This is a genomic window from Vibrio sp. B1FIG11 (assembly GCF_905175335.1).
GTDB lineage: Bacteria > Pseudomonadota > Gammaproteobacteria > Enterobacterales > Vibrionaceae > Vibrio > Vibrio campbellii.
The window spans coordinates 410,853-426,840 of record NZ_HG992752.1 but is presented as its reverse complement, the minus strand read 5'-3'; the positions used below and the strand labels follow the sequence as shown (position 1 = coordinate 426,840).

Annotated in this window: 13 protein-coding genes and 1 pseudogene; 3 read left to right on the top strand and 11 right to left on the bottom strand. The window is 45.7% G+C overall.

The features are described from left to right. Positions 1-31: 31 nt before the first annotated feature. The 9 genes from tdh to KHO06_RS18820 form a co-directional block, all read right to left on the bottom strand. Positions 32-1,063 carry an L-threonine 3-dehydrogenase gene (tdh, locus tag KHO06_RS18860; protein WP_212583122.1) on the bottom strand — a complete coding sequence of 344 codons (1,032 nt, stop codon included), beginning with the start codon at positions 1,061-1,063 and terminating at the stop codon, positions 32-34. A 199-nt stretch (positions 1,064-1,262) separates the two neighbouring features. Next, positions 1,263-2,456 (bottom strand): glycine C-acetyltransferase, encoded by a 1,194-nt coding sequence (locus tag KHO06_RS18855; protein ID WP_005432273.1) that lies wholly within the window; start codon positions 2,454-2,456, stop codon positions 1,263-1,265. A gap of 212 nt (positions 2,457-2,668) precedes the next feature. Further along, positions 2,669-4,936, bottom strand: coding sequence for an EAL domain-containing protein (locus KHO06_RS18850; RefSeq protein WP_212583121.1), 2,268 nt, complete (start codon positions 4,934-4,936; stop codon positions 2,669-2,671). 57 nt (positions 4,937-4,993) lie between these two features. After that, the gene (locus KHO06_RS18845) at positions 4,994-5,926 is read right to left on the bottom strand and encodes a transporter substrate-binding domain-containing protein (protein ID WP_045370749.1); all 933 of its coding nucleotides are present in this window, start codon (positions 5,924-5,926) and stop codon (positions 4,994-4,996) included. A gap of 61 nt (positions 5,927-5,987) precedes the next feature. Next, a complete protein-coding gene (locus tag KHO06_RS18840; RefSeq protein ID WP_045370750.1) occupies positions 5,988-7,388 on the bottom strand; it encodes an aminotransferase class V-fold PLP-dependent enzyme in 1,401 nt (466 codons plus the stop codon). Positions 7,389-7,955: 567 nt separating this feature from the next. After that, a complete protein-coding gene (locus KHO06_RS18835) occupies positions 7,956-9,329 on the bottom strand; it encodes a HAMP domain-containing sensor histidine kinase (RefSeq protein WP_045376179.1) in 1,374 nt (457 codons plus the stop codon). 73 nt (positions 9,330-9,402) lie between these two features. Beyond that, positions 9,403-10,134, bottom strand: coding sequence for a response regulator transcription factor (locus KHO06_RS18830; RefSeq protein ID WP_162092254.1), 732 nt, complete (start codon positions 10,132-10,134; stop codon positions 9,403-9,405). 142 nt (positions 10,135-10,276) lie between these two features. Further along, entirely contained in the window at positions 10,277-10,972 is a 696-nt protein-coding gene (locus KHO06_RS18825; RefSeq protein WP_212583120.1) for a spondin domain-containing protein, read from the bottom strand. A gap of 9 nt (positions 10,973-10,981) precedes the next feature. Next, positions 10,982-11,665, bottom strand: a complete 684-nt coding sequence (locus KHO06_RS18820) for a spondin domain-containing protein (protein ID WP_212583119.1) — start codon at positions 11,663-11,665, stop codon at positions 10,982-10,984. A gap of 287 nt (positions 11,666-11,952) precedes the next feature. Between KHO06_RS18820 and KHO06_RS18815 the strand changes: the two genes are divergently transcribed. From KHO06_RS18815 to KHO06_RS18805, 3 genes and pseudogenes are all read left to right on the top strand, one after another. Continuing rightward, on the top strand, positions 11,953-12,426 hold the full coding sequence (locus KHO06_RS18815) for a hypothetical protein (RefSeq protein WP_212583118.1): 474 nt from the start codon (positions 11,953-11,955) through the stop codon (positions 12,424-12,426). Positions 12,427-12,503: 77 nt separating this feature from the next. After that, positions 12,504-13,432: pseudogene (locus KHO06_RS18810) on the top strand (LysR family transcriptional regulator). A 26-nt stretch (positions 13,433-13,458) separates the two neighbouring features. Beyond that, a complete protein-coding gene (locus KHO06_RS18805; RefSeq protein WP_212583117.1) occupies positions 13,459-13,842 on the top strand; it encodes a VOC family protein in 384 nt (127 codons plus the stop codon). 52 nt (positions 13,843-13,894) lie between these two features. On the opposite strand, the gene KHO06_RS18800 is transcribed toward KHO06_RS18805, so the two are convergent. Then, a complete protein-coding gene (locus KHO06_RS18800) occupies positions 13,895-15,334 on the bottom strand; it encodes a PepSY domain-containing protein (protein ID WP_212583116.1) in 1,440 nt (479 codons plus the stop codon). A 152-nt stretch (positions 15,335-15,486) separates the two neighbouring features. Next, positions 15,487-15,846: a hypothetical protein gene (locus KHO06_RS18795; RefSeq protein WP_079401910.1), complete on the bottom strand. Its 360-nt coding sequence runs from the start codon at positions 15,844-15,846 to the stop codon at positions 15,487-15,489. Between the last annotated feature and the right edge of the window lie 142 nt (positions 15,847-15,988).

Sequence of the window (15,988 nt, the reverse complement as noted above, 5' to 3'; positions counted from 1 at the left end):
TCAAAAGGTTTTAGGCTGCTTTATCGCGACCTTACTCCCAATCAAGAATAACTTTGCCTGACATACCGCTGCGCATTACGTCGAAGCCTTCTTGGAAGTCATCAATCTTGTAGTGGTGCGTGATGATTGGCGATAGGTCCAGACCAGATTGGATTAGTGAAGCCATCTTGTACCAAGTTTCGAACATTTCACGGCCGTAGATACCTTTGATCACCAAGCCTTTGAAAATAACTTGGTTCCAGTCGATACCCATGTCTGATGGTGGAATGCCTAGTAGTGCAATACGACCACCGTGGTTCATAGTGGTTAGCATTGAGTTGAATGCGGCTGGGTTACCAGACATTTCTAGACCAACGTCGAAGCCTTCTGTCATGCCTAGCTCAGACATGACGTCTTCTAGCTTCTCTTCTGCAACGTTTACTGCGCGTGTTACGCCCATCTTACGAGCAAGCTCTAGACGGTATTCGTTCACGTCTGTAATCACTACGTGGCGAGCACCTACGTGTTTCGCTACTGCTGCTGCCATGATACCGATTGGGCCAGCACCTGTGATAAGCACGTCTTCGCCTACTAGGTCGAAAGAAAGCGCGGTGTGTACTGCGTTACCAAACGGGTCAAAGATAGACGCTAGATCGTCAGAGATGCCTTCAGGGATCTTGAACGCGTTGAACGCTGGGATCACTAGGTATTCAGCGAATGCACCTTCACGGTTAACGCCCACACCAATCGTGTTACGACATAGGTGAGTACGGCCGCCACGACAGTTACGACAGTGACCACACGTGATGTGACCTTCGCCAGATACGCGGTCACCGATTTCAAAGCCACGAACTTCCTGACCAATCGCAACCACTTCACCCACGTATTCGTGACCGACAATCATAGGCACTGGAATCGTCTTTTGTGACCATTCGTCCCAGTTGTAGATGTGTACGTCTGTACCACAGATAGCGGTTTTCTTAATTTTGATCAGAATGTCGTTATGGCCAACTTCAGGTTTATCAACCTCAGTCATCCAGATGCCTTGTTCAGGCTTTAGCTTTGATAATGCTTTAATTTTCATAGTATTCACCAAATATTGCCCCGCTCTATGCGTGACAAAAAATTCTTTCATCTAATGCGTTTAAAGAAGAAATAAAGGCTTTGCCCATGAGCCGACTCAGAAGAGTTGGGAAAGCCTTTTTATCTTTAAACGTAAGCACTTTTCTCCTTCCTATCTAATCCCTCTGCTTTAGGAGGAGGCTAGAAAGGGGAAACGAAACTTAGATGATGCCCATGTCCTTACCAACTTGGATAAACGCGTCGATTGCACGGTCTAGTTGCTCACGAGAATGCGCCGCAGACATTTGAGTACGGATACGCGCTTGACCTTTTGGTACTACAGGGAATGAGAAGCCGATTACGTAGATGCCTTTCTCTAAAGCACGCTCTGCAAATTCTGCTGCTACTTTTGCGTCACCAAGCATGATTGGAATGATTGCGTGGTCAGCACCACCCATAGTGAAACCAGCGTCTTCCATGCGAGTACGGAAGTGTGCTGCGTTTTCCCATAGACGGTCACGTAGGTCACCGCTCTCTTCTAGTAGGTCTAGAACGCGGATAGAAGCGCTTACGATTGCTGGCGCAACAGAGTTAGAGAATAGGTATGGACGAGAACGCTGACGTAGCCAGTCAATGACTTCCGCTTTACCAGACGTGTAACCGCCTGAAGCGCCGCCCATTGCTTTACCTAGCGTACCAGTGATGATGTCGATACGGTCAACCACGTTGTGGTGCTCGTGCGTACCTGCACCTGTTTTACCCATGAAGCCAACAGCGTGAGAATCATCAACCATCGTCAATGCGCCGTACTTCTCTGCTAGGTCGCAGATAGCTGGAAGGTTTGCTACTACGCCGTCCATTGAGAACACGCCGTCCGTTACGATAAGAATGTGGCGAGCACCCGCTTCTTTCGCTGCGATCAGTTGTTGCTCTAGCTCTTCCATGTTGTTGTTTGAGTAGCGGAAACGCATCGCTTTACATAGACGAACACCGTCGATGATTGACGCGTGGTTTAGAGCATCAGAGATAATTGCGTCTTCTTTACCTAGAATAGTTTCAAATAGGCCCGCGTTTGCGTCGAAACATGACGTGTAAAGAATCGTGTCTTCTTTACCTAGAAACTTAGAAAGCTTCTGCTCAAGCTCCTTGTGGATGTCTTGAGTACCACAGATGAAACGTACTGAAGCCATACCAAAACCGTGCTCGTCCATACCCGCTTTACCCGCTTCGATAAGCGCTGGGTGGTTAGCAAGACCAAGGTAGTTGTTCGCACAGAAGTTTAGTACTTCTTCACCAGTTGAGATTTTAACCGCTGCTTGCTGTTGAGACGTGATGATACGCTCTGCTTTGTAAAGGCCTTCCGCCTTCACTTCTTCAATTTGCTGTTCAATCTGTTGGTAAAATGCAGAAGACATTCGCAATTCCTTCCTGTTTATTTTGTCGAGTTTTTACTCGATTAGAATGAGGTTAAGCCTTTATGTGACGGGGGTCACAGGCACTTACTTATCAATTAAGTGTAGTGTAATTCAAGGAAGGAAAAACGATTATCCCTCAAGGTGGAAAAGCATTAATGAATCCGAGGCACGAATCCAGTTAATGCTTTTCTATGAGGTTGTAATGAAAGGAGTTATAGCCAAGTTGGCTTAGCTAAAAGCGCTTCAAAGTCCTTAGCGGGTAATGGTCGGCTATAGTGGAAACCTTGCCCGAACTCACAGTTTAGGTTTTTCAGGTAATCCACATGACGCTGTTCTTCGATGCCTTCTGCAACAATCTTCAGATTCAACGCTTTCGCCATCGCAATAATCACGTTCACAAGCTCACGATCAGACTCATTTTCAAACATGTTCTGCAGGAAGCTGCGATCAATCTTGAGGCGGTCAAACGGGAACTTCTGTAAGTAACTCAACGCCGAGTAACCCGTGCCAAAATCATCAATGGTGAGCTTAGCGCCCAGTGCACGCAAGTTGTCTAACATCTCCATCAGGTCGCTACTGTGGTTGAACAACAAGCTCTCTGTCACCTCTACATCAAACAATTCAGGTGACAAACCCGACTCTTCTATGTGCTGCTTGATCTGTTCGAAAAGTCGATCGCAGTATCTAAACTGCACACTTGAGAAGTTTACCGACACAAACAGAGGAGCAACGTCCTGCCACTGTGCCGCCTGTTGGCAAGCTTGACGAATCGCAAAGTCGCCCAGTTGATGAATCAGACCGTTCTTTTCAGCGATGGAGATAAACTCTTCAGGGTTCACAAAGCCAAACTTCTCGTCGTTCCAGCGCATCAGAGCCTCTGCACCAACAATGACGCCGCTATCGAGATCGATAATAGGTTGGTAATACAGCTCAAGAAGATCATGAGAAATAGCATGACGAAGACGACTTTCTAGCTCTAGGAAGCGCTGTAAATCTTGGTTCATGTTGTGATCATAGAAGCAGAATGCGTTACGGCCATCTTGTTTCACTCGATACATCGCCATGTCCGCACACGCCAGTAGCTGCTCTGCATTGTCGCCATCTTCAGGGAACACCGACATACCGACACTCGCCGATAGGAAGAACTCGTGGTTCTGCCAAACGAACGGCTCGTTGAATACCGACAGCACGGTAGCTGCAAAACGTTTTGCGCTGTCGGCATCTTGTAAATCAGGGATAACCAACAGGAATTCATCACCACCAATGCGTGCCAACAAATCGGTTTTACGCACTGCGTTGTGCAATCGCTCTGCCGCCAGCTTTAACACTTCGTCACCAACGAAGTGCCCCATTGAATCATTGATTTGTTTAAAGTGATCAAGGTCGATAAACATGACCAGTACGTTTGATTTCATTCGCTCTGCGCGTGACAACTCTAAATCCAAACGTTCAGAACCATAAACACGGTTAGGCAAACCAGTAAGTGCATCATGTTTGGCTTGATATGCCAGTTCCATCTCGGACGATTTACGGCGCTCAATTTCACTGGTTAAACGCTCGTTTTGCTGAGATAAGAAATCTTTACGCTTTTTCTCTTCTTCCAGTTTGATTTTCAGTTCGACACGAGTGTTATTAAGCGTGAATGCGTACAGTAGCCCAACGACAATCATGATAGCGAGAACACTCAAACCATTGATGAACAGACGAGAGGTGTAGATGTCACGTTCACTTAATGACTCAAACCACGCCATTAATTTAAAGTGATGATGTTCGATCGGAACTTCAAAGTAGATTTTTTGCTTTAACTCTTGAGCTAACGCTTCTGGTGCCGTGATGTTTTCTTGTTCGAGTTTGCGACTGATCGAGTCCCACACTTCCATTTCAACATCATTGATCTTCAACACCATACGACTGTAGCTGTCTTCGTGTTCCTGATTAGTCAGTTGGGAAATCACCACTTGTTTGTTGATGTCTGCAATCAAGTAGCCAACGGGCTTACCAGAGAACATCACTTGCTTAACCACTTGAATAAGGACTTTGCCGCCCTCTCGTATCGCTCTGACTTCTTCAGGGTGATCGTGCTCGTTAAGCAGTCGGGAAGTGTCTATACGGTGATCGGTTTTTTCGCCAGTGGTCACAATAGTAGAGCCATCTAACCCGATTAGTGTCAGCTTTTTATAGATGATTTGATTATTGACGGTTTTCGCTTCTGCTTTCTCTTGGAGCTTACGCTTCAAATTGATCAAGCTCGCGCCTAACCCGTATTCCATCGACATTCCGGAAGCAAGGTTGGCAAAAAAAGTCTGCACCGTTTTATCGGTAGATAAATGATCGACATCTTCGCTGGCAAGCGTAAATAAATTATCAAGGGTACCTGCGTAACTTTTCACCTTTAAGTCGAGTTCTCGGTGTTGTGAATCTTTTAATTTATTTTGACCTAAACTCGTTACCGTAATAATCATCGCCAAGTAGAGCGACACTAAAATCGCACTAATGGTGATGATTCTTTGGCTTGATATTTTTTTTTACAGACTTTCTCATATATCTTTCTTACTATCTTCTAAGAAGTAGTCATTATAGAAATAGTAAATAGATGGGTAGTATTTCTCGACCAAGGCTTGGTAGGTCCCATCTTGCTTAATTGAATTCAAATATTGGTTAAATGCGGCTTTTAGTTCAGGAGAGCCCTTACGGAAAGCCACTGCCATTTTTTGGTTTTCTGAAATTGGACCAATGACTTTGATCTCACCTGGCCACTTCTCTAATGCAATCAATGTGTCTGCCACATCCAGCAACGTACTCTCGGCATCGTTTTTCATGATGGCGGGCACCATCTCATTCAAACGGCGCTGGCCATCGGGCAGGATCACCTTCGCACCGGTGTCATATAAGTTGTAAAGGTTTGGATCTAGGCAAGAGTGCTCCATCGCGAGTACTTCGCGTCCATTAATGAGCGCTTTCACTTTATTAATGTCTTGTTCCACGGAGCCTGTTGGTGTGATCGGCGTTAGCGTTGAATCTGTTCGAGCGATCAGCCATACCGCAGAAGGAAAGTAATCATCTGAAAAATCGATCACGTTTTTACGCCAGTCGAGGATAGTCACACCATTTGCAATCAGGTCACCTTCCACTGCCATCTTCTCACCGACGACAAGCTGCGCATCTTTGTACTCAACTTGCTGGCCTGTCAGCTTACCTACTACGTTGTTCCATTGCGCTGGTACGTATTGATAGCGAACGCCGAGAGATTTTGCGAATCCTTTTATGATATCGACATCAAGACCGGTCAGTGTTTGCATTTCACCTTGGTCAATGTACGAAACGAAGTTCGCGTAAGGTACACCGATATGACGTAGCACACCTCGATCTTTGATGTCTTGCAGATCGCCAGCCGAGACAGAAGTCGACATAAATGATGCCACCCCAATGGCAAGTGCCGTCATGGTTCGTTTGATTGTTTTCACTGACATGGTGAATATCCCTCTCTTCTACAAAGCGCCGATTAAAGGGCGCTTTGACAGTTCAACAAGGTTAGAACGAGTAGTAAAGATCCGTAATCGCTTCCACAAGACCTTCCACATCTTTCTCATCATGGAATAAATGAGTCGAGATGCGCAGTGCTTGCGTTTCGTAAGCGTCGTCTTTGTACAGCTTGAAGTTTGTTGTACGGATGATGTATCCGTATTCTTCACGAAGACGGTCACGGAACAGAGTCAATCGCTCTTTATCTGTCACATCGCTTAATGGGTTAAACGTTGTTAGACCACTGGTTAAGCCTTCCACGTTTGGCGAATACATCTGAGCATGTGGTAACGCTTCGTTAAGCAGCGTCTTACATAGATCGCTCAGCTCTAGTACACGCTCTTGAATGCGGTCACGGCCAATCTCATCCCACATCTTACAGCTATCAGCAAGTGCTTGTTTTGCTGGGTAGTTATCGTTACCAATGTATTGCATTTGCAATTGCTTGCCTAGATGATCAGCGTGAGAAAGAGAAGAGTTAATCAACCACAGTGGATTTTCACGATCGCTCCAGTACTCATTCAAACGGTTGCCGTTATCACGTACATACAAGATACCTGTCGCGCCCGGACCACACTGCCACTTATGGCCAGATCCTGCATAGAAGTCACAATCCATATCGTGGAAGTCTAAGTCGAACATACCGACAGTGTGCGCACCATCAACTAATGTTGGGATACCGTGCTGTTTTGCTAGAGAACAAATCGCTTTGGCTGGCAGCGTTGTACCTGTTTTGTAAGTAATGTGAGAGAACACGATGAGGCGAACATTGTGGTGCGCTTCAATCGCTTCACGGAAGGCTTGAATGTAATCTTCTTCTGAAACCTCTTCCGTGCCAGTGAAAACAGGAAGTTGAATTTCAACGACATCAACACCAAAGCGGTGTTTTGCCACATTCATTGGCGACGTTGCAGCAACGTGTTCGTGGTGAGTAGTTAGGATTACATCACCCGGCTCGAAATGCAGACCGTTGATGATTGAACATAAACCGTCGGTAGTGTTACGACTCAAAATGATTTCGTCTGGATTAGCACCAAAGCCTGGTGCAACGTCTGTCACCATTTCAGAAACATGAGGCCAAGCGCCAAACTTGTCTTTCATATCCCACGGGTACTTAGCAACGATTTTGTTGTTGTCTTCGTATCCTTCAAGAACATGTTTTGGCATCGAACCCGTCGTACCAATATTCATGTAAGTCGTTCGTTTATCCAATACAAACTGCTTTTGAACTTTACGCCAAAAGCGCTTATCGTTCTTTTTACCAAGACGGCTCCAGTCGATATTCGGTTCCTTTGCTTGAACAGCACCAGAAAACGCTGAAGCACTGACGCCAGCCACAACTGCACCAGTTGCACCTTTTAAAAAATTGCGGCGGCTGCGATTAGTCTGAATAGATTCCTTGTCGCTCATCTTTTCGATCCTTGTCGGAAGTTTAGCCATATTATAAATTATGAATCCGTAACTATCTGTTACTAAACTATTATTACCTAATAGACCTATAGTTTATGGGTTCTCGCTGCAATTAAGTGACTTTAGTTCCACTTTTTCATCTCGAGTGATGATATAAGCAACATTTTATACAACATTAAATAAACAACTAAACACATAACAGAATATTCATTAAAACACTTATTACCAATATAAATCACAAATCAATTTATAACTTCCCTTAGAAATACAAATTAATGATTTGTAATATTTAAATCACAAATTAGACAACAGGGTTAATATCGCTTCTAGCACGTTAAATATGTAACAACATGTACCTTTTGGTTTAATTTGATTTGCATATAGTCTTTGAAAAAAATTTAATCAATTATTCAAGATAAACATACTAAGTTGTCAAATTAGCTATTTTGGCGAGGCGTTTTTCCTAAAGCGAGAAGCCTTAAAATAGAGGCATAGAAAAACACCCAGTAGGAGGGCGTGTTTGGTGCTTTTGATGAATGGAGCACGGCTACGCTGAGAACAAAACGTTCACACGGCTCTCAACGTAAACTTCTGTTGGTACAGACACGACGTATCGCTGGTCTCAAGATAACTGTGATGCAGCATTAATATCGATTGGACAATCTTCGTGCCTATCCCTAAAGAACCGCTCTCTGCTTCGTGCTCGATATGATTAACAAAGGTGAAATGGATACGCGATTTATCCTCACTCAAACGCGCTTGGCAATGAACCTCCGAACCCATAGGACTATGGCGCAGCGCATTTTCTAGCAGATTAAGCACTAGGCGCTCTAGTAAACCTTTATCACCTACGGTTTGAATCTTATCGTCGACATCCATTTTCAATACGACTTCTTTTCGAGAAAACTGACTCTGCATCGTCTCGGTACATTCGGTCATGAGTGCCTCAAGATCGACAGGTCGATACTCGTAGTTTGGTATTGGCGCTTCTTTGCGCGCCGAATCAAGCAATGAGTGCAATTGCGTTGAAAGCTTCTCACAATTTCGGAAAGCCACGTCAATCAGAGGATCGGATTCCGGATGCTGCAAACGCCACGTTTCCAAATACCCAAGTACGCTCGATAACGGTGTTTTCAGATCATGGCTAAGTTGCAACAAGCTCTGGCGACGATGAGAAGATTGATATTCTAACTGTAAAAACTGCTGCTGAATGTGCTTCGCCATCATCTGGTAAGAGTTCGCGATCGGCACTAACTCCGGCACTTGACGAGTAAAATCGGGTTGTAGACGAAAATCATGTTCTGCTTGCTGTTGAAGCTGATTAGTGACGCGCTCAATTGGGTTCAACAAGCTGCGCTTTACCAGTACATAAGCGCCCAACGCAAAGCCTAAAATCGACACCAAAACTAACCCCGCTAGCGCAATATAAGGTGTGTCGACCTGTGCGTTGGCGATAGCATCATGTCTGGTACTGCCAATAACAACATAGAGATAACCCAAGGTCGAGCCGAGCTCTTCAATCGCGGCAACGGAAAACACTTTGTGCTCACCACGATTACGAGGGTCTTCACCCAAAATAGGAAAGGGTTCGTCATTTAAGAATTGCTTGATGGGCTGGAGATCCACTTTACCCATGATCTCTGCTCCTTCTGGTGCTGCATGGGTAGTGATGTTGCCCTGACTATCAAGAAAGTAAATTTCGAAATCAGGACCGATCAGCATGAGCGTATGAAAGATAGATTTAAGCGCTTTGGGGTTGTAATCGGTCCCTATCATCAAAGGGCTATCATCGCGCATATGGCTTGCAAGGTCTTTGTGCAAGCTCTGCTTGGTACGCAACTCAATCGTCTCTTTCTGCCAATTGTAAGTGAGGCCTATCACCATTGCTGCCAACAAAAACCATAAGCTCGTGAATATCACTAAGCGAGATTTGAAGCTCATTTTATCGCCTCCCTAAACAGCAACATTGGTTGTGAGCGTGATTGAGAACATGACAATAAATAAATTCACCAAGTCATTGTCTAGGTTGAAATTTATACCCAACACCCCAGACGGTCTGGATGAAATGATGATCAGAATCAGACAAAGACAACTTGCTACGTAAGCGGTTGATGGTGCTACACACGGTATGGTGATAACCGGAATGGTTGGTGTTCCAAACGTGGTCGAGCAACTCATCTTTGCTATAGACTCTACCCGGACGCGTCGCGAGGAATTGAAGCAAGGTAAACTCGGTCGCAGTGAGGGTCACGTCCTTGTCATGCAAAGAGACTTGATGCAACTCTGGAATAATTCTTAACGGACCAAAATCCATCGTATCTTCTACGAGGTTTTTATCTGTTTGCACTTCCGTGGTATGGCTAACACGACGCAGTACATTGCGAACTCGCGCTTGGAACTCTAATACGCTAAATGGCTTGGTAATGTAATCATCCACTCCCGCTTCTAAACCGTCGACTTTATCCATCTCCCCATCTCTGGCTGTCAGCATAAGTACAGGACTCCAATCTTGTTTCTGGCGCAAATAATGGCAGACGTCGAGACCATCGCCGTCTGGCAAACCCCTATCAAGGATCAATAAATCAAAAGATTGCTGTTGATATTGCGCTTTAGCCTCAGCGATATTCGTTGCTCTCAACACTTGATGCCCTTGAAACTTGAGATGCATTTGAACCAGTTCCGCCAAATCATCATCATCTTCCACCAGCAAGATATTCGCGACTAAATTGATTGCCTGTTGTTCCATGGTCCTTTCCTTGCCTTCAAGTATCCTCACTTTGCACATGACCGGAACAGGTCAGAAATCCTTTCAAAAAAGGTTCCGATGACGCCATGAGGGATGCGCTTAGTACAAGCACTTTGGAAAGGAGACGTCATCGGAGCCTGTTTTATTCAACTCGAGTGATGGTGACTTTCGCACCAGGGTTCAAGAAGCGGTGGTTCGCAGAGAGCGCAGAATTTGCTAATCCGTCATCTTGGCTAATAACACCAGCATGGAAAGCAACGACATCATTGTTATCATTACGAGCAGCATTAAAGCCTTCACCACCACCTGCGGGCCCCGGAATGGTGGCTGTAAGCTCATCGTTCAGCTCCGTACCGGCATCCCAAACGTTCATGCTCATTTGATAGCTTTCACCGACCGCTAACGATTTTAGCGACAGCCCTGTTTCACCAACAAAAGCATCGTTGGTATTCACGAACATAGACGCCACAGACAAGTAACCGTAACGACTAGGGTCAACAGTGATGGTGACTTCATCTGAAGCCCCCGGCAGCACCAATCCGTTACCTGACACGCCTTGGTAAACATCGTCATTACTGCTCATCAGATTAATTAGCTCTGCGTTACTGCCACCCTCAGCAAGGTGCTCAAGTTCAACGGATGCGGCTTGGCCAATTTCAAACAGTTGGTAGTCACCGTTATGAGTGAGCACTGCGAGCGGAGACATAGGTTGGTTCGCGGTTAGATTAGCGACGTTGACAGTGTAGCGGTACGACTTAACTACATCATTATCATCATCGCTTGGACAACCGGCGAGCAAACCGACTGAAGCGGCTACGAGTAAGATTCTGACTTTCATACATCCCCCTTACTTCACAACGATGGTGATGGTCGCAACTGGATTCAACCAACGATGACTGCTGCTGTCTAGATCACTGATGCCACCTGTTGGGTTGCTGTCACCCAAGTTACCCGGATGCACGTGCACTTTGTCATTTGTTACCGTAGCTTCAACGCCTGTGCCGCCAGAACCAAAGGTAATGAAAGGTGGGTTTGGCATGCTAGACACAAGTTCATCGTTCGCCTCTGTACCGGCATCATAACTTCTTAGTGTTGCTCGGTATGTACCCGCTTCAGTTGGGATTTTCCAGCTGTCTAGCCCGACAAAACCATCATTGGTTGGCAGCAACATCGCGCTAAGAGAAAGATAACCATGGTCACCACTGTCCATGGTAAAAGTGGTTGCAACGCCTGGGTTTAAAATACCGCTTGCTGGGTTTTCTAACACAACCCCACCCGCATTACCGATGAGGCTTGCAAGACCAGAGATATCACCACCTTCTGCCATTGCTTCTAATTCTGGGGTCGCGACTTCACCCGTTCTGAACATTTGAAGATCAGAGCCATGAGCCGCAACAATCAGTGGTGTGAAGTAGATACCTTTGGTTGCGTTGGTCACGGTGATTTCCAATTCCGCCGCGTTCACTGATGCAGAGCCTAGTGCCATCGCGACTGAAGTCATGACGAGTCCAAATTGGGTACGTTTTTTCATTGTGATTCCATCCTTTAACGAGGTTTGAACTACCCAAGCCCATGTGTACGGCTTTACTTCTTTGTTCGTGACTTGGGTAGGTTAAGCATTACGTTTCGAACGTTTTGCGTTCTTGCCTCTAAGAATGACGAGCAAATCTATCAGCAACTTCATCGAAATCTCATAAAATTCTCACAAGTGCTGTTCAATCTCTCTCAACGGTAATTTATTGCGCTGATACCACTATTTACTCTTAACTCACTTACCATCTACAATATGCCATTCTCTATTTACACCCGACTCTCTTCATGATTCAGAACGTACTGTCTGCCTACTATGGCGAAATCTATGGCATTGCTTTTTTCAACCATTACCTGAGTAACTACGCACATAGTGAACAGCCACTCCTTTGGCAAACCTTGATAGAAGTAGAAGAACTCACCGCAGAAAAGCTCAAACCTATTTTGCTTGCAAATGACATGGATATTGAAAACCGGTACCAAGAGATGCTGGATAAAGGCTTGGCAGATGCAACCAAGTGGATCGGTTTACCATGGCAAGAGTTGGTGGCAACTCTTTTGAAGTGGGTAGAACCTTATGAGGTCAAGTATCGAGAGTGGTATGAAGAAGTGAAAACTTCACAGCAATATTCAATCACTCAGCGAGAAGCGATCGAGTTGATTGCAGACCATGAAACGGCTATTTATCACTGTTGGCAGCAATACCATGCTGGAGCATCTGGTTTGCCTGCGCTCGACGCGTTTTTGACAAAATATCGCTAAAGAGAGACGGGCACACTTGAACCATGTGGAGTCGTGCAAGACAATATCTCTATTCATTTGCGCACCACTGACTATTTATGGTTAACCCAAAACTTATCGCCCTACTCCCTGATCTTGCTTCGTTTATCTTAGTGGTAAACAAGGTAGCTTTACTGCTGCCGCCAAACAACTCGGTGTGACACCGTCAGCACTCAGTAAGCTGATCACGCGCCTAGAGCAAGCACTCTCAGTAAAATTGTTTGAGCGCACCACTCGCAAATTGATCATCACGCAAGCAGGGCAAAAAGTTTACGACCAAAGCATTGCCATGGTAAACGCGGCTCAGCAAGCGGTTGAATTGTCGGCGGAAGATCATGCCGAGCCCACTGGTGCTCTCACAGTGGCGGCTCCCGAAGCCTTTCTTAATTCCGTGCTTCAGCCATTTGTGCTGCCATTTCTAGACCGTTACCCAAATATACAGCTCAAACTGCGTGCTGCCGATGGTGAGATTGATCTGTTCCGCCAAAGCATCGATGTTGCGTTTAAGCTCACCGACAAACCCGATGAGAATCTGGTTCTCAAAGAGATCAGCAAGACCAATCTGGTGTTGTGTGCTTCTCCAGATTACCTCGCCAAGCACGGTATGCCAGCGCACCCAACCGAGCTTGAGCAGCACGACTGTATTTACCTTGCAGAGAACGACAAAGACAACATCTGGTCATTCTTTAAAGAAGAAGCCTTTCATTCCATTGCTGTGAGTGGCCGTTATGCCGTCAACCACTCTCAAATGCGCTTAAATGGCGTTAAGTCCGGCTTAGGAATTGGGATCTTTCATGACTTCGTGATTAAAGACGCGTTAGAACAAGGTGCCGTGGTGGAAGTTCTACCGGATTGGATGATAAAAAGTAATTACCACGGTGCTATCGCGATGCAGTATGCACAAACCAAGTACATGCCTGCTCGCCTGCGCGTGTTTATCGACTTCGTTAAGGAGCATTTAGTCTCCGAGGATACTAACCATGCTTGAGCTAACCATGTTTGAAGGGGCTAACCATGTTTAAGGCCATTCATCACGTTGCGATCATTTGCAGCGATTACCCAAGGTCAAAACGCTTTTACACTGAAGTGTTGGGGTTAAAAGTCATTGCTGAAAATTATCGTGAAGCCAGAGACTCATACAAGCTTGACCTCGCCTTGCCTGACGGCAGCCAAGTTGAACTGTTTAGTTTTCCAGGCACACCGGAGAGACCGAGCTTTCCCGAAGCACAAGGGTTGAGACACCTTGCGTTTTTGGTTGATGATGTTGAGCAAGCAAAAGCCTACCTCGAATCGAATGACGTTGAAGTTGAGCCAATTCGGATTGACGAGTTCACAGGCAAAGCGTTTACCTTCTTCCAAGATCCAGATGGCTTACCGCTGGAGATTTACCAGAAATAAAAAGAGCCAGCACTTAGCTGGCTCTTTTACTATTCCACTATTATCTGTTTTGCTAATTCAACGCTGTTTTCAGCTTCTCGACTCGGTTGAACAACAACCAATCCAATGCGAGAACCGTCACAATCGCCAAACCGCCCATCGGGAACGCCAGACACAATACGACTAACGTTGCCAAACCAAGCTTCCAAATGCCATCTTGCTGAAACTTAGGTGGCGCCCCCAATGCTGCACTGCGGCTAGGGCGACGAATCCACCACATCACCACACCTGTGATTGAGATTAAGATGAACGCCAAACAGAACACCACGTTGAGTACTTTGTTAAGCACACTGACATCGCCTTGGTGCAATGACACACCTGCTGCCATGAACTTGGCAAATAGGCTGTAATCTTGCCACGTGACGTCCACCAACAAGCGACCGGAATATTGGTCAAAGTGGCTGGTGCGATCTTGTCTTGGATCGGAAATATCACCGCCCATCGAGTTAGCCGCAACGGTATAAACGCCTGTTTCAGAGCGTGGCAAAAACAGCTTATAGCCCGTAAAACCCATCATTTCCGCTTTATGGATGATGTCGTCAATAGACAGCGCGCCTTGGCTGCCTGCGTATGCCATCTCTTCCTTCATATTGGCATGATCATGAGCGGGCTTATCTTTTGACTCAGGCACAGCAGCAAGCTCTAAGTTCCATGGCATTTCTTCAGACGCACCATGATTTAGATCTTTGTGTGTCAATATCGATTCTGGTTTCTCGCCCCATGTGTAATAAGTTGGGAAGGTATTCCACGCCTGCAGCATTTTTGCTCCCCAAACTCCTGCCCAAGACAGACCTGAGATTAAAAAGAACAGCAACACAATCGACAAAACGCCACCTAAGTTCGCGTGTAAATCTCGCATCAAAATACGAGTGCCGTTGCCGACACGGATTTTCATAAAGCCTGCTCGGCTTGCGTTATCTCTTGGCAGCCACAGGTACAAACCAGACACCAAAAGTAAAATGCCCAAACTTGCGGCAATTTCAATTAAACGGTCGCCTAGGTCGCCGATGAGCAACGTGCCGTGAATGCTGTTCATCAGTTCATAGATGCTATCACCACGGTCAATGGTGCCTTGCACGTCCCCTGTGTAAGGATTTACTGCAACAATCAGTGAGCTGCCTTCTTGATTTTGAATTGAGAATCGGTTGGCAAGATCGGCCGTTTTAGCAGGTACAAATTGAGTGACATTAAAATCGGGATAGGTCTGCTTTACGGTTTCTAATTGGGTGGAGACAGGAACAGTTTGCTCTTGTGGTGAAACTTGTAATGTCGCCTCGTATCGAGCCAGTTCGATTTCATCATCAAACAGCATCACGAGCCCTGTAAGGGAAAGAATGAGCATGAACGGGATAACGAATAATCCTGCGTAGAAGTGCCATCGCCACGTCATAAAGTAGATGGATTTTGCGCGCGAGGCTTCCTTGAGTTGAGGCTTTGCCGAGTTTCTCAACATATGTATTTTCCTTTTTTCATAGTTAAACGCCCAAATTCAGCCAAACGCATCCAGCGCATGCTTCATAGGTATGCGGCGCTATTTGACTTAGATTCGGGAGTACCACTGCTCGAAGCGGCAGTGTTATGTGACTTTACTTGTAATTGTTTTTGTTATGAGAAAAGGGAAACAGGTGGCGCGCGAGGAACTGGCGTTTCAAATCGCACACTTAGAGCCAAATAAGTGTAACTGTCAGAAATCACCGAGCTCAGTCGTGAAAGTATCGGTGTCGTTGGAAGTGTATCGTGATGAAAAGTCGAGAAATGGCTAAAAGGACAAGGCTTGCCTTTGTGGCTGACAGAGTTGTCGCCCTCTTCTATCTGAACCAATTCAAAACCGTTAAGCGTACATAGCGTCGCCCACACGCCCATGCTGTTACCATGAGCATTGATAACAGGCATCAGCGTCACTAGCACCCAACTTAGAGCACTAGCAAATAGCATGGAGCGATAAAAAGGAATTAATCTACGCATAACGGTGACTTAACAAATTTCACACAGCGTAACCAATTCTGAGTGGTAGCTCAAAAAGAGAATCAATAAGTGGATTCTGCCTCACAGGTTTTCTATGCCAATAATTATGGAATAGAAACTAAAAAGCCTCGGAGGAAAACAC